The organism is Pseudomonas sp. Pseusp10 (genome assembly GCF_059492225.1).
Window position 1 is genome coordinate 5,198,057 of the sequence record NZ_CP168528.1, and the last position, 21,538, is coordinate 5,219,594.

The 21,538-nt window shown below is 58.5% G+C and carries 17 protein-coding genes; 4 read left to right on the plus strand and 13 right to left on the minus strand.

Features of this window, described 5'->3' with window-relative positions; genetic code table 11:
- Positions 1–258: 258 nt before the first annotated feature.
- The 9 genes from sucD to sdhC all read right to left on the minus strand — a co-directional run bounded on the left by sucD (position 259) and on the right by sdhC (position 11,596).
- Positions 259–1,140 carry a succinate--CoA ligase subunit alpha gene (sucD, locus tag ACEN8Z_RS23685; protein WP_003223019.1) on the minus strand — a complete coding sequence of 294 codons (882 nt, stop codon included), beginning with the start codon at positions 1,138–1,140 and terminating at the stop codon, positions 259–261.
- Positions 1,140–2,306, minus strand: a complete 1,167-nt coding sequence (sucC, locus tag ACEN8Z_RS23690) for an ADP-forming succinate--CoA ligase subunit beta (RefSeq protein WP_003223015.1) — start codon at positions 2,304–2,306, stop codon at positions 1,140–1,142. Before sucC ends, sucD begins: the two co-directional genes overlap by 1 nt.
- A 181-nt stretch (positions 2,307–2,487) precedes the next feature.
- The gene (lpdA, locus tag ACEN8Z_RS23695; protein ID WP_007998079.1) at positions 2,488–3,924 is read right to left on the minus strand and encodes a dihydrolipoyl dehydrogenase; all 1,437 of its coding nucleotides are present in this window, start codon (positions 3,922–3,924) and stop codon (positions 2,488–2,490) included.
- A 98-nt stretch (positions 3,925–4,022) separates the two neighbouring features.
- Positions 4,023–5,240 carry a 2-oxoglutarate dehydrogenase complex dihydrolipoyllysine-residue succinyltransferase gene (odhB, locus tag ACEN8Z_RS23700; RefSeq protein ID WP_007984589.1) on the minus strand — a complete coding sequence of 406 codons (1,218 nt, stop codon included), beginning with the start codon at positions 5,238–5,240 and terminating at the stop codon, positions 4,023–4,025.
- Positions 5,241–5,282: 42 nt separating this feature from the next.
- A complete protein-coding gene (locus tag ACEN8Z_RS23705) occupies positions 5,283–8,114 on the minus strand; it encodes a 2-oxoglutarate dehydrogenase E1 component (protein ID WP_495595857.1) in 2,832 nt (943 codons plus the stop codon).
- A gap of 253 nt (positions 8,115–8,367) precedes the next feature.
- Positions 8,368–9,072 carry a succinate dehydrogenase iron-sulfur subunit gene (locus tag ACEN8Z_RS23710; protein WP_007998071.1) on the minus strand — a complete coding sequence of 235 codons (705 nt, stop codon included), beginning with the start codon at positions 9,070–9,072 and terminating at the stop codon, positions 8,368–8,370.
- 11 nt (positions 9,073–9,083) lie between these two features.
- Entirely contained in the window at positions 9,084–10,856 is a 1,773-nt protein-coding gene (sdhA, locus tag ACEN8Z_RS23715) for a succinate dehydrogenase flavoprotein subunit (protein ID WP_007998069.1), read from the minus strand.
- 3 nt (positions 10,857–10,859) lie between these two features.
- Positions 10,860–11,228 (minus strand): succinate dehydrogenase, hydrophobic membrane anchor protein, encoded by a 369-nt coding sequence (sdhD, locus tag ACEN8Z_RS23720; protein ID WP_007977503.1) that lies wholly within the window; start codon positions 11,226–11,228, stop codon positions 10,860–10,862.
- Entirely contained in the window at positions 11,222–11,596 is a 375-nt protein-coding gene (gene sdhC / locus ACEN8Z_RS23725; protein ID WP_033052382.1) for a succinate dehydrogenase, cytochrome b556 subunit, read from the minus strand. Before sdhC ends, sdhD begins: the two co-directional genes overlap by 7 nt.
- A 363-nt stretch (positions 11,597–11,959) precedes the next feature.
- Here sdhC and gltA point away from each other — a divergent pair, with 363 nt between their 5' ends.
- Entirely contained in the window at positions 11,960–13,249 is a 1,290-nt protein-coding gene (gene gltA / locus ACEN8Z_RS23730) for a citrate synthase (protein ID WP_007977501.1), read from the plus strand.
- Between the two features lie 487 nt (positions 13,250–13,736).
- Here the strand turns inward: gltA and ACEN8Z_RS23735 are convergent, their stop codons facing one another.
- The 3 genes from ACEN8Z_RS23735 to ACEN8Z_RS23745 form a co-directional block, all read right to left on the minus strand.
- Complete coding sequence (locus ACEN8Z_RS23735; RefSeq protein WP_495595858.1) at positions 13,737–15,395, minus strand: cation acetate symporter; 1,659 nt, start codon at positions 15,393–15,395, stop codon at positions 13,737–13,739.
- On the minus strand, positions 15,392–15,703 hold the full coding sequence (locus ACEN8Z_RS23740) for a DUF485 domain-containing protein (RefSeq protein ID WP_007998061.1): 312 nt from the start codon (positions 15,701–15,703) through the stop codon (positions 15,392–15,394). The genes ACEN8Z_RS23735 and ACEN8Z_RS23740 overlap by 4 nt, the downstream gene beginning before the upstream one ends.
- Positions 15,704–15,988: 285 nt before the next feature.
- Positions 15,989–16,840: a glycine betaine ABC transporter substrate-binding protein gene (locus ACEN8Z_RS23745; RefSeq protein WP_033052380.1), complete on the minus strand. Its 852-nt coding sequence runs from the start codon at positions 16,838–16,840 to the stop codon at positions 15,989–15,991.
- A gap of 288 nt (positions 16,841–17,128) precedes the next feature.
- Here ACEN8Z_RS23745 and ACEN8Z_RS23750 point away from each other — a divergent pair, with 288 nt between their 5' ends.
- The gene (locus ACEN8Z_RS23750) at positions 17,129–18,724 is read left to right on the plus strand and encodes a glycoside hydrolase family 17 protein (RefSeq protein WP_495595859.1); all 1,596 of its coding nucleotides are present in this window, start codon (positions 17,129–17,131) and stop codon (positions 18,722–18,724) included.
- Between the two features lie 123 nt (positions 18,725–18,847).
- On the opposite strand, the gene ACEN8Z_RS23755 is transcribed toward ACEN8Z_RS23750, so the two are convergent.
- Entirely contained in the window at positions 18,848–19,216 is a 369-nt protein-coding gene (locus ACEN8Z_RS23755; RefSeq protein ID WP_495595860.1) for a hypothetical protein, read from the minus strand.
- A gap of 225 nt (positions 19,217–19,441) precedes the next feature.
- On the opposite strand from ACEN8Z_RS23755, the gene ACEN8Z_RS23760 reads away from it, so the two are divergent.
- Positions 19,442–20,740, plus strand: a complete 1,299-nt coding sequence (locus ACEN8Z_RS23760; RefSeq protein WP_442098048.1) for a serine/threonine protein kinase — start codon at positions 19,442–19,444, stop codon at positions 20,738–20,740.
- Positions 20,733–21,521 (plus strand): MlaA family lipoprotein, encoded by a 789-nt coding sequence (locus tag ACEN8Z_RS23765; RefSeq protein ID WP_495595861.1) that lies wholly within the window; start codon positions 20,733–20,735, stop codon positions 21,519–21,521. Before ACEN8Z_RS23760 ends, ACEN8Z_RS23765 begins: the two co-directional genes overlap by 8 nt.
- Positions 21,522–21,538: the final 17 nt, after the last annotated feature.

The following is a 21,538-nucleotide window of genomic DNA, read 5'->3' on the forward strand; positions in this document are numbered from 1 at the left end:
CGTTGCAGCCTTGTGGGCCGCGGACGCAAAAATGGCGAGTAGCCTAACGAATTTGGCCGATAAACGCACTGTTAGTGGGCAAACATTCCGATATACGACATTTTTCTGTCGCGTTTATGCATGTAAATGGTTGGTGCCTGTAAGTCCGCCTTCGTCGGAACGCCGCCCGGGGCCAGCAGAGTCAACACAAATGCCGGAAACGACAAAGGCCACCCGAAGGTGGCCTTTGTTTGGTGAAGCGTCAGCCAAGCGCGAGGCTTACTTGACAGCCCAACCAGTCAGCTCGGCCAGGGCCTTGCCGATGTCTGCCAGCGAACGCACGGTTTTAACGCCTGCGTCTTGCAGAGCAGCGAATTTCTCGTCTGCAGTGCCTTTGCCGCCAGAGATGATTGCGCCAGCATGGCCCATGCGCTTGCCCGGAGGAGCAGTCACACCAGCGATGTAGGAAACAACCGGCTTGGTCACGTGTGCCTTGATGTAGGCAGCCGCTTCTTCCTCAGCCGAACCGCCGATCTCGCCGATCATCACGATCGCTTCGGTCTTCGGGTCTTCCTGGAACAGCTTCAGGATGTCGATGAAGTTCGAACCCGGGATCGGGTCACCACCGATGCCGACGCAAGTCGACTGACCGAAACCGGCGTCAGTAGTCTGCTTCACAGCTTCGTAGGTCAGGGTGCCGGAACGGGAAACGATACCGACCTTGCCTGGCAAGTGAATGTGACCTGGCATGATGCCGATCTTGCATTCGCCTGGAGTGATCACGCCTGGGCAGTTAGGGCCGATCAGGGTAACACCCAGCTCGTCGCACTTAACTTTAGCGTCCAGCATGTCCAGGGTAGGAATGCCTTCGGTGATGCAGACGATCAGCTTGATGCCGCCGAAAGCAGCTTCCAGGATCGAGTCCTTGCAGAAAGGAGCCGGAACGTAGATCACGCTGGCGGTAGCGCCAGTGGCAGCTACAGCGTCTTTAACGGTGTTGAACACTGGCAGACCCAGGTGCTCGGTGCCGCCTTTGCCCGGAGTTACACCACCAACCATCTTGGTGCCGTACTCGATGGCTTGCTGGGTGTGGAAACTACCTTGCGAACCGGTAATACCCTGGCAGATAACTTTGGTGTCTTTATTGATCAGGACGCTCATTATTTGCCCTCCGCAGCTTTGACAACTTGTTGAGCAGCGTCGGTCAGGCTGGTAGCAGCGATGATGTTCAAACCGCTTTCTGCCAGTACTTTAGCGCCCAGCTCAGCGTTGTTACCTTCAAGGCGAACAACAACCGGGATTTTCACGCCGACTTCTTTCACTGCACCGATGATGCCTTCGGCAATCATGTCGCAACGAACGATGCCGCCGAAGATGTTGACCAGTACTGCAGCGACGTTAGTGTCGGACAGGATGATCTTGAACGCTTCGGTAACGCGTTCCTTGGTAGCACCGCCGCCTACGTCGAGGAAGTTGGCTGGCTTGCCGCCATGCAGGTTGACGATGTCCATGGTACCCATGGCCAGGCCAGCACCGTTGACCATGCAACCGATGTTGCCTTCCAGCGCTACGTAGTTCAGTTCGAACTTGGCAGCGTGCGCTTCGCGCGGATCGTCTTGCGACGGATCGTGGAAAGTCTTCAGCTTAGGCTGACGGTACATGGCGTTGGCGTCGATGTTGATCTTGGCGTCCAGGCAGTGCAGATCGCCGTCAGCCTTGATCACCAGCGGGTTCACTTCCAGCAGGGCCAGATCGTGATCCTGGAACAGTTTGGCCAGACCTACGAAGATCTTGGCGAACTGGGCAACTTGCTTGCCTTCCAGACCCAACTGGAATGCCAGCTCGCGACCCTGGAATGGCTGAGCGCCAACCAGTGGATCGATAGTGGCTTTCAGAATTTTTTCTGGAGTGTCGTGAGCGATTTTCTCGATGTCCACGCCACCTTCGGTGGAAGCCATGAACACGATACGACGGCTCGAACGGTCAACGACAGCGCCCAGGTACAGCTCTTTAGCGATATCAGTGCACGATTCAACCAGGATCTTGGTGACTGGCTGACCATTGGCGTCAGTCTGGTAAGTCACCAGACGCTTGCCCAGCCACTGCTGTGCGAAGGCTTTGGCGTCTTCTTTGTTGCGAACCAGCTTTACGCCGCCCGCTTTACCGCGACCACCGGCGTGGACCTGGGCTTTGACAACCCACTCGCTGCCGCCGATTTTGTCGCAAGCTTCTGCTGCTGCTTCCGGGGTGTCTACCGCGTAACCGGTGGAAACTGGCAGGCCGTACTCAGCGAACAGCTGCTTACCCTGATACTCGTGAAGATTCATGCTTATTACCGTCTTCGTTAGGTACTGCGCATTCGGTGCTGCACTCATTCAAGTGCCGCACCACCTGTGACTGCTGCTTGCATAGCTGAGCTATGCAAGACTGCGTCCAGCGGATATTCCGCGGTGAGTCTTGCGTGCAAGGCTCACGACGGGCCAAACCGCCGTGGTTTCTTATTATGTCTTAACGCTTCTTGCGGTTGGCGATGTGGATGGCGCCGCCATTCACTGCCAAAGCAGCTTCGTGCAAGGCTTCAGACAGGGTCGGATGGGAGAAAACCATCATGCCCAGGTCTTCAGCGCTGGTGCCGAATTCCATACCGATCGCGCCCTGCTGAACCAGTTCGGCAGCGCTTGGGCCAATCACGTGGACGCCCAGTACGCGGTCTGTCTTGGCATCTGCGATGACCTTGACGAAACCGCCGGTATCGTTGGCAGCCATGGCACGGCCAGAGGCTGCGAACGGGAAGGTGCCGACGTTAACTTCAACGCCTTCGGCTTTCAAGGCCTGCTCGGTTTTACCGACCCACGCGATTTCCGGGTGAGTATAAATAACCGAAGGGATCAAATCATAGTTCATCTGGGCCTTGTGGCCCTTGATGCGCTCGACAACCATGATGCCTTCTTCGGACGCCTTGTGCGCCAGCATCATGCCGCGAACCACGTCGCCGATGGCGTAAACGCCTGGTACGGTGGTGGCGCAGTGATCGTCAACGTGCACGAAACCGCGCTCGTCCAGGGTCACGCCGCAGTCGGCAGCCAGCAGATCAGTGGTCACCGGACGGCGACCAACGGCTACGATCAGCTTGTCGAAAGTGATGTTCTGTTCGCCCTTGGCATCGGTGTAGTTCACCACGACTTCGTCGCCGTTCACTTTGGAACCGGTGACGCGAGCGCCCAGCTTGATGTCCAGACCCTGTTTGGTCAGGGTTTTCAGCGCTTCCTTGGAAACAGCGGTGTCCGCTGCCATCAGGAAGGTGTCCAGGGCTTCAAGGACAGTCACTTCTGCACCCAGACGCGACCAGACCGAACCCAGTTCCAGACCGATAACGCCGGCGCCGATCACGCCCAGACGTTTTGGAACCGATTGGAATTCCAGAGCGCCAGTCGAATCGACGATCACATTCTGGTCGACCGGAGCCGGTGGAATGTCGATCGGACGCGAGCCCGGAGCGAGGATGACGTTTTCGGCTTCGATGATTTCTACCGAACCGTCTGGCTTGGTGACTTCAACTTTCTTGCCGGCCAGCAGCTTGCCGTGACCCTGGATGGAGGTCACACCGTTGGCTTTGAACAAGGTCGCAACGCCGGAGGTCAGGCCTTTGACGATGTTGGCCTTACGGCCGACCATCGCTGGCACGTCCATGGTCACGCCAGCGTGATTGATACCGTGGATCGCGAAACCGTCCTGGGCTTCGTGGAATTTCCACGAGCTGTCCAGCAGGGCCTTGGATGGAATGCAGCCGACGTTCAGGCAGGTACCGCCCAGAGCCAGTTTGCCTTCCTTGTCGGTGTACTTCTCGATGCAGGCAGTGGAGAGACCCAACTGCGCGGCCTTGATGGCAGCGACGTAACCGCCAGGGCCCGCACCGATCACTACTACGTCAAATTTCTGCGACATTCAAAAAATCCTCTTTAGCGAAAAGCTTCAAGCCGCAAGCTGCAAGCCAGGCTGCGGGTTTTCCGACAGCTCGAGCCTGCAGCTCATGGCTGCTTCTATCAGATATCCAGCAACAGACGAGCCGGATCTTCCAGCAGGTTCTTGATGGTCACCAGGAAGGTCACAGCTTCTTTGCCATCGATCAGACGGTGATCGTAGGACAGTGCCAGGTACATCATCGGACGGATAACGACCTGACCGTTGATGGCCATAGGACGCTGGATGATGTTGTGCATGCCCAGGATGGCGGCTTGTGGCGGGTTGACGATCGGGGTCGACATCATCGAACCGAAAGTACCGCCGTTGGTGATGGTGAACGTACCACCGGTCATTTCGTCCATCGACAGTTTGCCGTCGCGGGCTTTCTTGCCGAAGGTGGCGATGCCGCCTTCGATTTCAGCCAGGCTCATCAGTTCGGCGTTACGCAGAACCGGTACAACCAGGCCGCGATCGCTGGAAACTGCAACGCCGACGTCAGCGTAGCCGTGGTAAACGATGTCGCCGCCGTCGATCGACGCGTTGACAGCCGGGAAGCGCTTCAGCGCCTCGGTAGCCGCTTTCACGAAGAACGACATGAAGCCCAGGCGTACGCCGTTGTGGGACTTCTCGAACAGGTCCTTGTACTTCGAACGCAGCGCCATGACTTCGGTCATGTCGACTTCGTTGAAAGTGGTCAGCATCGCCATGTTCGATTGAGCTTCAACCAGACGCTTGGCCACAGTGGCGCGAACGCGGGTCATCGGAACGCGCTTCTCGATGCGGTCGCCAGCAGCGAACACAGGAGCGGCGGCAGCCGGAGCAGCAGCCTTGGCAGGTGCGGCAGCAGGAGCAGCTTTCTTGGCTTCGACAGCGGCAACCACGTCTTCCTTGGTTACACGACCATCTTTGCCGGTGCCTTTGACGGAAGCCAGGTTGATGCCGTTTTCTTCGGCCAGCTTGCGAGCAGCTGGAGCTGCGATAGCGTCTTCGTCCGCGCCGGCAGCCGGAGCGGCAGCAGCGGCCGGAGCAGCAGCGGCAGCGGGAGCAGCGGCAGCAGCGCCGCCTTCAACGATGGAGCCCAGGACTTCGTCGGACAGAACGGTGTCGCCTTCGTTCTTGACGATAGCGCCCAGCACGCCGTCAGCGGTAGCCAGCACTTCCAGTACGACCTTGTCGGTTTCGATGTCGACGATCAGTTCGTCGCGCTTGACCGCGTCGCCCGGTTGTTTGTGCCAGGTGGCAACGGTGCCATCGGCAACCGATTCCGGGAAAGTGGGGGCTTTGATCTCGATAGCCATTGTCTGTGGTTCCTTAAATTCGGTTTCAGGTGCGCGAAGGCGTTAAACAGTAAAGGCGTCTTGCAGCAGTTGTTCCTGCTGTTCGGCGTGCATCGATGCGTAACCGCATGCAGGTGCAGCAGAAGCCTCACGGCCCGCGTACTCGAGTACGAGAGACTTGTTGAGGTTGCTGATGCTGCGACGCATGTGGTGTTGGCTGCAGTACCACGCACCCTGGTTCATCGGCTCTTCCTGACACCAGACGGCATGCTTGGCGTTGGTGTAAGGCGCCAGGACTTCTTTCAGGTCGTCCTCAGGGAATGGGTACAGCTGCTCGATACGCACGATGGCGATGTCGTCACGACCTTCGGCACGGCGTTTTTCCAGCAGGTCGTAGTAGACCTTGCCGCTACACAGAACAACGCGCTCGACCTTTTTCGGGTCTTGAGCATCGATTTCCGGGATGACGGTCTGGAACGAACCTTCGGCCAGGTCTTCCAGCGTCGAGATGGCCAGCTTGTGGCGCAGCAGCGACTTCGGAGTCAGGACTACCAGTGGTTTGCGCAGCGGGCGAATGACCTGACGGCGCAGCAAGTGGTAGATCTGAGCCGGCGTCGTCGGCATGCAAACCTGAATGTTGTGCTCGGCGCACAGCTGCAGGTAACGCTCCAGACGAGCCGAGGAGTGCTCCGGACCCTGACCTTCATAACCGTGCGGCAGCAGCATCGTCAGACCGCACAGACGGCCCCACTTGTGCTCGCCACTGGTGATGAACTGGTCAATCACTACCTGGGCGCCGTTGGCGAAGTCGCCGAACTGGGCTTCCCAGATAACCAGGGCATTCGGCGTGGTGGTCGAGTAACCGTACTCGAACGCCAATACCGCTTCTTCGGACAGGAACGAGTCGTACAGGTCAAAACGCGGCTGACCGTCGTACAGGTTCTGCAGCGGGATGTAGGTGCCCGCGTCTTTCTGGTTGTGCAGGACAGCATGGCGGTGCGAGAACGTACCGCGGCCGATGTCCTGGCCAGTCATGCGAATCGGGTGACCTTCGAACGCCAGGGTCGCGTACGCCATGGTTTCAGCGTAACCCCAGTTGATCGGCAGGCCGCCGGCTTGCATCTTCTGGCGGTCTTCGTAGATCTTGGCAACCTGGCGCTGAACCACGAAGCCTTCCGGGATTTCCAGCAGCTTGGCGGACAGTTCCTGCAAGGTCTTGAGGTCGAAGCGAGTGTCGTGACGCGCGGTCCAGGCGTGGCCCAGATACGGACGCCAGTCCACGAACAACTCTTTGTTCGGCTCTTTGACCAGGCTTTTCACTACGTGCAGACCGTTGTCCAGCGCGTTGCGGTATTCGTCGACTTTCGCCTGAACACGCTCTGCGTCCATCACACCGCCCTGGGTCAGACGATCGGCATACAGCTCACGGGTGGTGCGCTGTTTGGTGATCTGCTGATACATCAGAGGCTGGGTACCGCTTGGCTCGTCAGCCTCGTTGTGGCCGCGACGACGGTAGCAGACCAGGTCGATCACCACGTCACGCTTGAACTGCATGCGGTAGTCGATGGCCAGCTGGGTCACGAACAATACGGCTTCCGGATCATCACCATTCACATGGAGGATCGGCGCCTGGATCATTTTCGCAACGTCGGTCGCGTACTCGGTGGAGCGCGAGTCCAGCGGGTTGCTGATGGTGAAACCAACCTGGTTGTTGATCACGATGTGCACGGTACCGCCGGTCTTGAAACCGCGGGTTTGCGACATCTGGAAGGTTTCCATGACCACGCCCTGACCGGCGAACGCAGCGTCACCGTGGATGGAGATCGGCAGAACCTTCTCACCGGTTGGATCGTTGCGACGGTCCTGACGGGCGCGAACCGAACCCTCGACCACCGGGGAAACGATTTCCAGGTGGGACGGGTTGAACGCCATGGCCAGGTGAACTTCACCGCCGGTGGTCATCACGTTGGACGAGAAGCCCTGGTGGTATTTGACGTCACCGGAACCCAGCTCGACCTTCTTCTTGCCTTCGAACTCGTCGAACAGCTCGCGCGGGTTCTTGCCGAAGGTGTTGACCAATACGTTCAGACGGCCACGGTGGGCCATGCCGATGACGATTTCCTTGGTGCCGTAGGAACCGGAACGCTGGATCAGCTCGTCGAGCATCGGAATCAGGCTTTCGCCGCCTTCCAGACCGAAACGCTTGGTACCCGGATATTTGGTGCCCAGGTATTTTTCCAGGCCTTCGCCGGCGGTCACGCGCTCGAGCAAGTGGCTCTTGATGTCGGCGGAGTACGTCGGACGACCGCGCACGCTTTCCAGTCGCTGCTGGAACCACTGGCGCTGCTCGGAATCGGTGATGTGCGTGAATTCAGCGCCGATGGTGCGGCAATATGTCTGCTGCAACGCTTCGTGAATTTCGCGTAGGCTCGCTTCCTCTTTGCCGATGAACAGGTCGCCGGCACGGAAGGTCGTATCAAGATCGGCATTGGTCAAGCCGTAATGATTGATCGACAGGTCTGCAGGTGCAGGACGCTGCCACAGCCCCAGCGGGTCAAGCTGGGCTGCCTGGTGGCCACGCATACGGTAGGCCTGGATCAATCGCAGCACTTCAACTTGCTTCTTCTCGTGCTCACTGCTCACGCTGCCGGCGGAAACCGGTTGGGCGCGGCGCTGGTTCTTTGCCAGCAAGACGAAATGATCGCGAATTGTGGAGTGCGAAACATCGGTGGCAGAGTTGCCGTCAGCAGGCAACTTCTGGAAGTAGGTGCGCCACTCTTCTGGCACAGCGTTAGGGTCGTGCAGGTAGAGCTCGTAAAGCTCTTCCACATAGGCAGCGTTACTACCGGATAGGTAGGCACTGTTCCACATGCGCTGCATCACGCTTTCTTGCATGCTTGGTCACCCTCGGTTAGGGGAACACCATCGGTGTCGACACCGAGCAAACTTGCAGAAGTCCGAATGCAGCGACCAAAACAAGCCACTAGGATCACACTGATAGTCCGGGTACCAGCCCGGATGCCCCTGCTTGTCTCATTTCTTCAAAATAAGAGCCGCAGCCTTTTAAGCTGCTGCTCAGGTTAAAACTACGGCGCCGGTTGAAGCCTGCGCCGTAGCATCTACGGGTACAGCGGGTACAGCAGCTGAATCACACGCCGCTGGAAAGCAGCATGTTACGGATGTGACCGATGGCCTTAGTCGGGTTCAGGCCTTTCGGACATACGCTGACGCAGTTCATGATCCCGCGGCAGCGGAATACGCTGAACGGGTCATCCAGCGAAGCCAGACGCTCGGACGTCTTGGTGTCACGGCTGTCTGCCAGGAAGCGGTACGCTTGCAGCAGGGCAGCTGGACCCAGGAACTTGTCCGGGTTCCACCAGAAGGACGGGCAAGAGGTCGAGCAGCAAGCGCACAGGATGCACTCGTACAGACCGTCGAGCTTTTCACGCTCTTCAGGGGACTGCAGACGCTCGATGGCCGGAGCCGGCGTGTCGTTCTGCAGGTATGGCTTAACCTTCTCGTATTGCTTGTAGAAGATGCTCATATCGACGACCAGGTCACGGATAACCGGCAAACCTGGCAGAGGACGAACGATCAACTTGTTACCTTTTACGACAGCAGACAGCGGCGTGATGCACGCCAGGCCGTTTTTGCCGTTGATGTTCATGCCGTCGGAACCGCAAACACCTTCACGGCAAGAGCGACGATAGGAGAAACCCTCGTCCTGCTCTTTGATCAGGGCCAGCACGTCCAGCACCATCAGGTCTTTACCACCGGTATCGACCTGGAATTCCTGCATGAACGGCGCAGCGTCCTGATCAGGGTTGTAGCGATAAACACTGACTTGCAACATGGCGGTCACCCTTAATAAGTCCGGACTTTAGGTTCGAAAGTCGGAACAGTCTTCGGCGAGAAGTTCACAGCACGCTTGGTCACGCGCTTGTCACCCGGGAAGTACAGGGTGTGGCACAGCCAGTTTTCGTCGTCACGGTCTTCGAAGTCTTCACGGGCGTGAGCACCGCGGGACTCTTTACGCACTTCGGCAGCGATGGCGGTAGCTTCAGCCACTTCCAGCAGGTTTTGCAGTTCCAGCGCTTCGATACGGGCAGTGTTGAACGCCTGCGACTTATCGTTGATCTTCACGTTGGCGATGCGCTTGCGCAGGTCAGCCAGCTGGGCAATACCCTTCTGCATGTATTCGCCGGTACGGAATACACCGAAGTAGTTCTGCATGCAGTTTTGCAGTTCGCGACGCAGGGTAGCCACGTCCTCACCTTCGGTACGCTCGTTCAGAGCGGACAGGCGCGCCAGGGCCGCATTGATATCGGCGTCGGTGGCGTCGTCGTATTCGATACCGTCGGTCAGTGCTTTTTCCAGGTGCAGGCCGGCAGCGCGGCCGAATACCACCAGGTCGAGCAGCGAGTTGCCACCCAGACGGTTGGCGCCGTGAACTGAAACGCAAGCCACTTCACCCACGGCGAACAGACCAGGAATGATCTGATCCACGCCATCGGCGTCCTGGGTGATCGCCTGGCCATGAATGTTGGTGGCAACGCCGCCCATCATGTAGTGGCAGGTCGGAACAACCGGAACCGGAGCAACAACCGGGTCAACGTGTGCGAAAGTCTTCGACAGTTCGCAGATGCCTGGCAGACGGCTGTGCAGCACTTCCTCGCCCAGGTGGTCGAGTTTGAGCATTACGTGGTCGCCATTCGGACCGCAACCGTTGCCGGCGATGATCTCTTTAACCATCGAACGGGCAACCACGTCACGACCGGCAAGGTCTTTGGCGTTCGGAGCATAACGCTCCATGAAACGCTCGCCGTGCTTGTTGATCAGGTATCCACCTTCACCACGGCAACCTTCTGTAACCAGTACACCGGCGCCGGCGATACCGGTCGGGTGGAACTGCCACATTTCAATGTCTTGTACCGGTACGCCGGCACGCAGCGCCATACCAACGCCGTCACCGGTGTTGATCAGGGCGTTGGTGGTCGAAGCGTAGATACGACCGGCACCGCCGGTCGCCAGCACGGTGGCTTTCGCGCGGATGTAGGTGGTTTCACCGGTTTCGATGCAGATCGCGATCACGCCGACGAACTCGCCTTCGCCGTTCTTCACCAGATCGACAGCGTAGTACTCGTTCAGGAACACGGTACCGGCTTTCAGGTTGCCCTGATAAAGGGTGTGCAGCAGCGCGTGACCAGTACGGTCGGAAGCGGCGCAAGTACGGGCAGCCTGCCCGCCTTTTCCGTAATCCTTCGACTGACCGCCAAACGGACGCTGATAGATACGGCCCTGTTCGGTACGCGAGAACGGCATACCCATGTGGTCCAGCTCGTAGACCGCGGCCGGGCCTTCCTGACACATGTATTCGATAGCGTCCTGGTCACCGATGTAGTCGGAACCCTTGACGGTATCGTACATGTGCCAGCGCCAGTCATCGTTCGGGTCAGCGGACGCGATCGCGCAGGTGATGCCGCCTTGAGCGGATACAGTGTGCGAACGGGTCGGGAAAACCTTGGTGATCACGGCAGTCTTGTGACCGCCCTGTGCCAGTTGCAGCGCTGCGCGCATGCCGGCACCGCCACCACCAATAATGATGGCGTCGAAAGAAATCGTTGGAATGTTAGCCATGAATCAGATACCCCAGAGAATCTGCACGCCCCAGACGAAGTAAGCGAACATCGCAACGCCGCATACTGCCTGGAATAGGAAACGTACTGCAGTCGCGGACTTGCCCAGCGCCATTGGCGTCAGGTAGTCGGTCGCGATGGTCCACATGCCGACCCAGGCGTGGGCGCCCAGGGCCACAAGGGCCAGCAGACTGAAGATACGCATCCCGTTGTGGGCGAACAGGCCATGCCATTGGTCATAACCAATGCCAGGATTCGCAGCGAGGTATCCGATCAGGAAAATGAAATAAGCCGCGAGAACGACCGCAGACACACGTTGCGCCATCCAGTCATAAAGACCGGAACGCGAAAGGTTCGTAACGCTGGTTACCATATCCAAACTCCTGCCAGAACGATCAGCACCACGGAAACGGCGATGATAATTTTCGAGCCCAGGCGGCCGCCTTCCAGCGTCTCACCGATGCCCATATCCATGATCAAGTGGCGCACACCGGCTACCAGGTGATAAAGAAGAGCGGACAGGAGGCCCCATGCTACGAACTTGGCCAGAGGACTGGTCAAGGTTGCCTTCACGTCGGCAAAACCTTCCTCGGAACCCAGGGATTTGCCCAATGCATAAAGCATGAAGCCAAGGCCCAGGAAGAGGATGATGCCGGAAACACGGTGAAGAAACGACGTAACGCCGGTGATGGGGAGTTTGATGGTCCTTAGGTCTAGGTTTACAGGTCGTTGGCTTTTCACGGCTTTTTTTTCACACTGAAGAGCCCCTAACAATCAGGGCAAAGTTGTTGGGGAGTGCACTGGTCAGGTAACCACCACCCAGGGATGCGACCCCCAATAAAGCAGGCCCAAAAGCCCTTGGCGGTCGGTGGCCGAGTATAGACAGTTAGGCTACTAATGACAACGCAAACACCTAACCCGAACAGCGGATTGCGCAACTGACATAAAAGGCGTAAATGGCAGCCAATTTCGAGAAAAAAGTCCGGTTAAAGCCTTCTGGAGCAAGACTTTAGGCAAATTGACATTCGAATTTATCTCACTATAGTGGTGCGGGCCCTGCGTGGGGGGTCTGTCTGATGATTTCAAGCATAAATAGGAGGCCACATGGCTGACAAAAAAGCGCAGTTGATCATCGAGGGCGCAGCCCCCGTCGAGCTGCCCATTTTAACCGGCACCGTTGGTCCCGATGTTATCGATGTTCGGGGCCTGACGGCCACGGGCCGTTTCACCTTTGACCCAGGCTTCATGTCGACCGCCTCGTGCGAGTCGAAGATCACCTATATCGACGGCGACAACGGCATTCTGCTGCACCGCGGCTACCCGATCGAACAGCTGGCTGAAAAGTCGGACTACCTGGAAACCTGCTATCTGCTGCTCAACGGCGAACTGCCGACCGCAGAACAGAAGGCCCAGTTCGTCAGCACCGTGAAGAACCACACCATGGTTCACGAGCAGCTGAAGACCTTCTTCAACGGCTTCCGTCGCGACGCCCACCCGATGGCCGTCATGTGCGGCGTAGTCGGCGCCCTCTCGGCGTTCTACCACGACTCCCTGGACATCAATAACCCGCAGCATCGCGAAATTTCCGCGATCCGCCTGGTTGCCAAGATGCCGACCCTGGCCGCAATGGTTTACAAGTACTCCATGGGCCAACCCATGATGTACCCGCGCAACGACCTGTCGTATGCGGAAAACTTCCTGCACATGATGTTCAACACCCCGTGCGAGATCAAACCGATCAGCCCGGTACTCGCCAAGGCCATGGACCGGATCTTCATCCTCCATGCCGACCACGAGCAGAACGCCTCGACGTCCACCGTGCGCCTGGCGGGCTCTTCGGGTGCCAACCCGTTCGCCTGTATCGCCGCAGGTATCGCTGCACTGTGGGGCCCTGCCCACGGCGGTGCAAACGAAGCCGTACTGACCATGCTCGATGAAATCGGCGATGTTTCAAACATCGACAAGTTCATCGCCAAGGCCAAGGACAAGAACGATCCGTTCAAACTGATGGGCTTCGGTCACCGCGTTTACAAAAACCGCGACCCACGCGCCACCGTCATGAAGCAGACCTGCGACGAAGTACTGAAGGAACTGGGCATCCAGAACGATCCGCAACTCGAACTGGCCATGCGCCTGGAAGAGATCGCCCTGACCGACCCGTACTTCATCGAACGCTCGCTGTACCCGAACGTCGACTTCTACTCGGGGATCATCCTCAAGGCGATCGGCATTCCAACCAGCATGTTCACCGTGATCTTCGCCCTGGCGCGGACTGTCGGCTGGATCTCCCACTGGAAAGAAATGCTCTCCAGCCCGTACAAGATCGGCCGTCCGCGCCAGCTGTACACCGGCTACGAGTCGCGTGACATCACCAAGCTGGAAGACCGCAAGTAAGAGCTGTCTTGCTGTAGCGTGTTGAGTTGTACCGGGAACGGCCTCTGCTTTTTATATAAAGAGCAGGAGGCCGTTTTTGTTTGTGTAGCATTTGGCGTCGGCTAAGTTGACGTACATATCCATTGCTGCGGTAACGGCCACCTTTACAGCGGGTTACTTGGAAAAACGGAACGCCGCCCGGCCTGTAGGAGCGAGCTTGCTCGCGATGGAGGTCAACGATGATGCGGGGAGCCTGACACCCCGCGGTGCTCTCAGGTTTTTCGCGAGCAAGCTCGCTCCTACAGAAGAGCAAAGCGGCGCACACCCGCAGCTCCTCACCACTCAACAGGCCGGCTCTTGATCTTGATCCACCCGCCCCCTCGGCAGACTGAGGGGAGGTGTACACGACCACAAAAAAATAGGTCGATTATCGCCCAACAAAAAATGCCCCGATCTCTCGACCGGGGCATTCAATGTCAGTGCAACTTATATATAAAGCCTGGAAGCCTTAGTGCGAAACCGCCCCACTCGCCCCCAACCCGGTCTGCGAACGAACAAACTGCGGGAAGAACAGCGCCCGCTCATTGTCAGCCGCAGTGGACTTATCGGTAACCGAGAAGAACCAGATCCCGACAAAGGCAATCATCATCGAGAACAGCGCCGGGTACTCATACGGGAAGATGGCTTTCTCGTGATGCATGATCTGCACCCAAATGGTCGGGCCAAGGACCATCAGGCCTACAGCACTGATCAGGCCCATCCAGCCGCCGATCATCGCACCGCGAGTGGTCAGCTTTTTCCAGTACATGGAAAGCAGCAATACCGGGAAGTTGCAGCTCGCCGCGATGGAGAACGCCAGACCCACCATGAACGCGATGTTCTGGCTTTCGAACAGAATGCCCAGAACGATGGCCAACACACCCAGAGCAACGGTGGTGATCTTCGAAATGCGAATCTCATCCTTCTCGTTGGCCTTGCCCTTCTTGATCACGCTGGCATACAGGTCGTGGGACACCGCCGAGGCACCAGCCAGGGTCAGACCGGCAACGACCGCCAGAATGGTCGCGAACGCCACGGCCGAGATGAAGCCCAGGAAAATGCTGCCACCGACCGCGTTGGCCAGGTGTACCGCCGCCATGTTGTTGCCACCGAGCAACGCGCCGGCTGCGTCTTTGAAGGCCGGGTTGGTGCTGACCAGCAGGATCGCGCCGAAACCGATGATGAAGGTCAGGATGTAGAAGTAGCCAATGAAGCCGGTTGCGTACAGCACGCTCTTGCGGGCTTCCTTTGCGTCACTCACGGTGAAGAAGCGCATCAGGATGTGCGGCAGGCCAGCGGTACCGAACATCAGTGCCAGGCCGAGGGAGAACGCCGAGACCGGATCTTTCACCAGGCCGCCCGGGCTCATGATCGCGTCACCTTTAGGGTGAACTTTGATGGCCTCGGAAAACAGCACGTTGAAGTCGAAGTTGACGTGCTTCATCACCATCAGCGCCATGAAGGAGGCGCCGGACAGCAGCAGAACAGCCTTGATGATTTGCACCCAGGTGGTCGCCAGCATGCCGCCGAACAACACGTAAAGGCACATCAGCACGCCCACCAGAATCACCGCGACGTGATAGTCGAGGCCGAACAGCAGCTGGATCAGCTTGCCGGCACCCACCATCTGGGCGATCAGGTAGAACGCCACCACCACCAGCGAACCACAGGCGGACAACGTGCGAATCTGGGTTTGCCCGAGGCGGTAGGACGCCACGTCGGCAAAGGTGTACTTGCCCAGGTTACGCAGGCGCTCGGCGATCAGGAACAGAATGATCGGCCAGCCCACCAGGAAGCCGATCGAATAGATCAGCCCGTCATAGCCGGAAGCGAACACCAGCGCGGAAATCCCCAGGAACGAGGCGGCCGACATGTAGTCGCCGGCAATCGCCAGGCCGTTCTGGAATCCGGTGATCTTGCCACCCGCCGCATAGTAGTCCGCAGCCGACTTGTTGCGCTTGGAGGCCCAGTAAGTAATGCACAGGGTTGCACCCACGAACACCACGAACATCAGGATCGCGGCGACGTTGAGGGGTTGTTTGTGCACTTCACCGGTCAGGGCGTCAGCCGCCCAGGCGCCCGGTGCAAAAGCCGCGATGCTCAATAGAGCCAGTAGACGCCGGATCATTGCTGAGCCTCCTTGAGAATCGCATTGTTCAGGTCGTCAAACTCGCCATTGGCACGTCGTACGTAGATACCGGTCAGGACGAAGGCCGAAACAATCAGCCCGACGCCAATCGGTATGCCCCAGGTAATCGAAGACTCGGGACCGATTTTCGTCCCCAGCACTTGCGGCCCGTAGGCAATTAAAAGGATGAAGGCGGAGTAAAGCCCAAGCATGATCGCCGATAGAATCCAGGCGAATCGTTCCCTCTTGCTAACCAGCTCCTTGAAGCGCGGGCTGTTTTGAATCGAGAGGTAAATGCTGTCGTTCATTGTTTTTATCCTCGCAGCACAGATTTAGTTGGAACGGTATCCACTCTATGCGGCTGCGGGGCAGGTTCCAGACGACCTTAGTCTTAGAACCACATGACAGAACTGCCAATTGCAGGAGCGAGCTTGCTCGCGAAGAATTTGAAGACGCCGCACTTTTTTCAGACAGCACGCGTTAACGTTCACGCCCATCGCGAGCAAGCTCGCTCCTACAGAAAAGCAAAGGGCCGCTTGGCATAAGTTTGCCAAGCGGCCCTGCAAGGTGCTGACCAGACGCGTCAGCTCAAATCATTTAGTCCAGTCGGCAACACGCTCAGGGTGTTTGGCGATCCAATCCTTCGCCGCCGCTTCAGGCTTGGCACCATCCTGGATCGCCAGCATGACCTGACCGATTTCGTCTTTGGAGGCCCACTGGAAGTTCTTCAGGAACTTAGCCACTTCCGGCGCCTTGGTTCCCAGTTCTTTGCTGCCGATGCTGTTCACGGTTTCAGCCGCGCCGTACACGCCTTTCGAGTCTTCGAGGAAACGCAGTTTCCACTTGGCGAACATCCAGTGCGGCACCCAACCGGTCACGGCAATGGATTCGTTTTTCTTCTCGGCACGGGTCAGTTCAGCAATCATGCCGGCGCCGGAACTGGCCTTGAGTTGATAACCGGTCAGGTCATAGTCCTTGATCGCCTGATCGGTCTTGAGCATCACGCCTGAACCGGCGTCGATGCCAACGATGCGATTCTTGAAGCTGTCGTCGGTTTTCAGGTCCTCGATGGTCTTGGCCTTAACGTACTCCGGCACGATCAAACCGATTTTCGCGTCCTTGAAGTTCGGGCCGTAATCGACGACCTGATCCTTGTTCTTCGTCCAGTATTCGCCGTGCGTCACCGGCAGCCAGGCCGACAGCATGGCGTCGAGTTTGCCGGTGGCCACGCCCTGCCACATGATCCCGGTGGCGACGGCTTGCAGCTTCACGTCATAACCGAGTTTCTGTCTGATCACTTCTGCAGCCACGTTGGTCGTGGCAACACTGTCCGACCAGCCGTCGACATAACCGATCGTCACTTCTTTGCTGGCGGCACTGGCCACGGTAGAACTGATCGCCAGCACCAAAGCCGCACCTGCGCCCAAGAGTCGTCGCATCTTCATCGTTACTTCCCCGAAAGTGCTGCGCTCGACGGATGCCGAGTCGCTTAAACGTATTGTTATGGTGCACAGCGCCCCCATCACGCCTCACCGCAAACTCGCCCTGTCATCAGCGGAGTACTGACGCCTTCGATAATCAACCTGACGCTCATCGCGACCTGCTCTGCGAGCGACCTCAAGCCATCGAGAAACGACATCAGAAAGCCATTAATCCTCACCGCAATACCCCTCCCTGCCAATCCGTCCGAACTTTGCATGTCAAATTCATGCAGGCCACCAAGCACGCGGTAAATGCAGGTAACATGCGCCGCTTTGCTCCCACACGGCCTGACCATGTCCGCGACATCCCGTTTCCCTTTTGCTGCTTATCTATTCGCTTGCCTGCTGGGGCTGTTTGCCCTTGTCGGCTTCTGGTACGGCCTCGGCAAACCGGTGATCCTGCCGGACGTGGCCAGCGCAACGCACAAGCTGCAATGCGCGTCCTACACGCCGTTCGACAAGGATCAATCGCCGTTCGATGTGCCATTCAACTTGCGCCCCGAGCGTATGGATGCCGACCTCGCGCTGCTGGCCAAAAACTTCGAATGCATCCGCACCTATTCCATGACCGGCCTCGAAGCCCTGCCGGGCCTTGCGCGCAAGCATGGCTTGAAGCTGATGATCGGCGCCTGGGTCAACAGCAACCCGGTGGACACCGAGAAAGAAGTCGACCTGCTGATCGCCTCGGCCAATGCCAATCCGGATGTGGTGAACGCGGTGATCGTCGGCAACGAAACCCTGCTGCGCAAGGAAGTCACTGGCGCACAACTGGCCAGGCTGATCAACAAGGTCAAAAGCCAGGTCAAACAGCCTGTCACCTATGCCGACGTCTGGGAGTTCTGGCTCAAGCACCCGGAAATCGCTCCCGCCGTGGACTTCCTGACCATCCATCTGCTGCCGTATTGGGAAGATGATCCGTCGAACATCGACGCCGCCCTGCAACATGTGGCCGAAGTACGCCAGGTGTTCGGCAACAAATTCGCACCCAAGGATGTACTGATCGGCGAAACCGGCTGGCCCAGCGAAGGTCGCCAGCGCGAGACGGCCCTGCCGAGCCGGGTCAACGAAGCCAGGTTCATTCGTGGCTTTGTCGCCATGGCCGAGCAACAGGGCTGGCACTACAACCTGATCGAAGCCTTCGACCAGCCGTGGAAGCGCGCCAGTGAAGGTGCGGTCGGGGGCTACTGGGGATTGTTCGATGCCGATCGCCAGGACAAGGGCGTGCTGGCCGGACCAGTGACAAACGTACCGTACTGGTCGCAATGGCTGGCGGCAGGCGGCTTGATCTTCATCGGCACGTTGCTGCTCGGTGGCCGGGTTCGCACGACGCGCTCGGCGCTGGTGCTGCCCCTGCTCGGTGCATTGGCGGCCTGCTCGATTGGAGCCTGGGGTGACCTGGCACGGGTGACCACGCGTTTTACCAGTGAATGGCTATGGGTCGGATTGCTGACCGCACTGAATCTGCTGGTGCTGGCCCATGCCGCACTGACGTTGAGCCCTCGTACCGGTTGGCGCGGGCGGGCTTTCAACTGGTTGGAGCGCCGTGCTGGCTGGCTGGTTGCAACGGCAGGTTTCGCGGCGGCAGTGATGATGCTGGAGCTGGTGTTCGATCCGCGTTATCGCAGCTTCCCGAGTGTCGCGTTCATCCTGCCGGCGCTGGTGTATATGTGCCGTCCGGTGAGCGTGCCGCGTCGGGAGATTGCCCTGCTGACCTTCATCATCGGCGCCGGCATCGCGCCGCAGCTGTTCCGTGAGGGCCTGCAGAACCAGCAGGCCTGGGGCTGGGCGCTGGTGAGTGTGTTGATGGCGGCCGCGTTGTGGCGTTGCTTGCGGGTTCGCAAGGTTTAATTTTCATCAACCTTGCTGACCTCTTCGCGGGCAAGCCCGCTCCCACAAGGATCTTTGTCGTACACAAATTCTGTGTTCACTGGACAACCCTGTGGGAGCGAGCTTGCTCGCGATAGCGGACTATCAGGCGCTACGGGAAGCCCTGACCAACCGCAACCCCGCAATCACCACCGCAAACACCGCCAGAGTGGTGTTGTACAACGCCAGCGCCGGAAACCCGAACACCAGCGCCAGCACCGCCAGCCACCAGCCTGCCCGCCCCGGCACGACAAAACCGATGATCGCCGCGCCCAGTGCAGTCCAGCCCAGAACCGCGAAGTGAATCATCAGCCCCAGGTTCGAACGCACCTGGCATTCCCAACGGCTCGCCTCATCCACGCAAATGCCGACCCACTGCGCATCCTCCATGAAGCCATAACGCGCGCCATAACTGGCGGCCAGCCAGACAGGCAGCAAAACAAGCAGCAGAATCACGGGCAGACGACGGGACATGAAGCACTCCAATTGGCGAAAAACGGCGGCCAGCTTAATCGCCCGAAAGCGTTTCGCAAGCGATAACAACGGTTAACTGGTCATTCAATCGCTGCGAAGTGTATCGTCCAGCTACTATTGCTTCGAAATCAGGCCACTTTGGTGCCGAGGGTTGGCACTTTGGCGCAGATCCGGCGGTCATAGCCTGCGAAACTCATTCGGCACCTTCCTCTAAGGGATTTAGTCATGCTCCGTTCCTTGCGCTTCGCCGCCCTGTTTGGCGGCCTTATATTGAGTGCGTCCGCACTGGCAGTCGATATTGATGCCGCCAGTTATGGCTACCCCCTGACCAATCCGTTCGAGGCGACCATCGCGACCACGCCGCCGGACTTGCGTCCGGAGCTACCGCTGGACGATGACATTGATCAGGCGGTGCGCAGCGTCACCTTGCGTCCGGAACGGGCGTTCGAATTGCCGGACAATTTCTGGGCGGTCAAGAAACTCGATTACCGCATCGCCACGCAGGATCACGCCGCGCCGCTGATTTTCCTGATCGCCGGCACCGGCGCACGTTATGACAGCAGCCTGAACGAATACCTGAAGAAGCTCTACTACAAGGCCGGTTACCATGTGGTGCAGCTGTCATCGCCCACCAGCTATGACTTCATGAGTTCCGCATCACGCTTCGCCACGCCGGGCGTTTCCAAGGAAGACGCCGAGGACATGTACCGGGTGATGCAGGCCGTGCGGGCACAGAACCCGAAAGTGCCGGTCACCGATTACTACCTGACCGGGTATAGCCTCGGTGCACTGGATGCCGCCTTCGTCGCGCACCTGGATGAAACCCGCCGCAGCTTCAACTTCAAGAAAGTCCTGCTGCTCAACCCGCCGGTCAACCTCTACACCTCGATCACCAACCTCGACAAGCTGGTACAGACCGAGGTCAAGGGCATCAACAACAGCACCACGTTCTATGAACTGGTACTGAACAAACTGACCCGCTACTTCCAGCAGAAGGGCTACATCGACCTCAACGACGCCCTGCTCTACGACTTCCAGCAGTCCAAGCAGCACCTGACCAACGAACAGATGGCCATGCTGATCGGCACGTCGTTCCGCTTTTCGGCGGCCGACATTGCCTTCACTTCGGACCTGATCAACCGTCGCGGCCTGATCACCCCACCCAAGTTCCCGATCACCGAGGGCACGAGCCTCACGCCATTCCTCAAGCGTGCGCTGCAATGCGACTTCGACTGCTACATCACAGAACAAGTCATCCCGATGTGGCGCGCCCGTACCGACGGCGGCAGCCTGCTGCAACTGATTGACCAGGTGAGCCTGTATGCACTGAAGGACTATCTGCACGACAGTCCGAAAATTGCCGTCATGCACAACGCCGATGACGTGATCCTCGGCCCGGGTGACCTGGGTTTCCTGCGCAGGACCTTTGGTGATCGCCTGACCGTTTACCCGCACGGCGGCCACTGCGGCAACATTAACTACCGCGTCAACAGCGACGCCATGCTGGAGTTCTTCCGTGGCTAAATATCTCCTGCTTTTCGCTGCGTTACTCTGTGCAGGCGTCACCAATGCCGACAACAGCAAAGCCAACGCTCCCGTAGTCATCGACAGTGACGGCTTCAAGGAACCGCTGAGCAAACTCAAATTCAACCCGGGCCTGGACCAACGCGAGTTCGAGCGTTCGACGCTCAACGCGCTGGCCGTCTACGACCCGTTGGAGGAGTGGAACCGGCGCGTCTATCACTTCAACTACCGTTTCGACCAATGGGTGTTCCTGCCGGTGGTCAATGGTTACCGCTACGTCACCCCAAGTTTCCTGCGCACCGGCGTCAGCAACTTCTTCAACAACCTCGGCGACGTGCCGAACCTGTTGAACAGCCTGCTGCAACTCAAGGGCCAGCGCTCGCTGGAAACCACCGGACGCCTGCTGCTCAACACCACCATCGGCATCGCCGGCCTGTGGGACCCGGCGACTGCCATGGGCCTGCCGCGCCAAAGCGAAGACTTCGGTCAGACGTTGGGCTTCTACGGCGTGCCGGGTGGCGCTTACTTCGTCCTGCCGATCCTCGGGCCGTCCAACCTGCGTGACACCGGCGGCCTGGCGGTGGATTACACGGCCGAGAGTGCGATCAACTTCCTCAACGTCGCCGAAGTCAGCTCCAACCATCCGGAAGTCTGGGTCCTGCGCAGCATCGACAAGCGCTACCAGACCGCCTTCCGCTATGGCCAGATGAACTCGCCGTTCGAGTACGAGAAAGTGCGTTACGTCTACACCGAAGCGCGCAAGTTGCAGATTGCCGAGTAAACAAGGCAGCCGAAAAA

What these genes read in the sequence shown, in the direction of transcription:
- gltA (WP_007977501.1), top strand. Translation starts at nt 11,960, where the DNA reads ATGGCTGACAAAAAAGCGCAGTTGATCATCGAGGGCGCAGCCCCCGTC.
- ACEN8Z_RS23735 (WP_495595858.1), bottom strand. Translation starts at nt 15,395, where the DNA reads ATGATCCGGCGTCTACTGGCTCTATTGAGCATCGCGGCTTTTGCACCG.
- lpdA (WP_007998079.1), bottom strand. Translation starts at nt 3,924, where the DNA reads ATGTCGCAGAAATTTGACGTAGTAGTGATCGGTGCGGGCCCTGGCGGT.
- sdhA (WP_007998069.1), bottom strand. Translation starts at nt 10,856, where the DNA reads ATGGCTAACATTCCAACGATTTCTTTCGACGCCATCATTATTGGTGGT.
- sucC (WP_003223015.1), bottom strand. Translation starts at nt 2,306, where the DNA reads ATGAATCTTCACGAGTATCAGGGTAAGCAGCTGTTCGCTGAGTACGGC.
- sdhD (WP_007977503.1), bottom strand. Translation starts at nt 11,228, where the DNA reads ATGGTAACCAGCGTTACGAACCTTTCGCGTTCCGGTCTTTATGACTGG.
- ACEN8Z_RS23755 (WP_495595860.1), bottom strand. Translation starts at nt 19,216, where the DNA reads ATGTCCCGTCGTCTGCCCGTGATTCTGCTGCTTGTTTTGCTGCCTGTC.
- ACEN8Z_RS23710 (WP_007998071.1), bottom strand. Translation starts at nt 9,072, where the DNA reads ATGTTGCAAGTCAGTGTTTATCGCTACAACCCTGATCAGGACGCTGCG.
- ACEN8Z_RS23740 (WP_007998061.1), bottom strand. Translation starts at nt 15,703, where the DNA reads ATGAACGACAGCATTTACCTCTCGATTCAAAACAGCCCGCGCTTCAAG.
- ACEN8Z_RS23750 (WP_495595859.1), top strand. Translation starts at nt 17,129, where the DNA reads ATGCAGGTAACATGCGCCGCTTTGCTCCCACACGGCCTGACCATGTCC.
- ACEN8Z_RS23705 (WP_495595857.1), bottom strand. Translation starts at nt 8,114, where the DNA reads ATGCAAGAAAGCGTGATGCAGCGCATGTGGAACAGTGCCTACCTATCC.
- ACEN8Z_RS23760 (WP_442098048.1), top strand. Translation starts at nt 19,442, where the DNA reads ATGCTCCGTTCCTTGCGCTTCGCCGCCCTGTTTGGCGGCCTTATATTG.
- odhB (WP_007984589.1), bottom strand. Translation starts at nt 5,240, where the DNA reads ATGGCTATCGAGATCAAAGCCCCCACTTTCCCGGAATCGGTTGCCGAT.
- ACEN8Z_RS23745 (WP_033052380.1), bottom strand. Translation starts at nt 16,840, where the DNA reads ATGAAGATGCGACGACTCTTGGGCGCAGGTGCGGCTTTGGTGCTGGCG.
- sucD (WP_003223019.1), bottom strand. Translation starts at nt 1,140, where the DNA reads ATGAGCGTCCTGATCAATAAAGACACCAAAGTTATCTGCCAGGGTATT.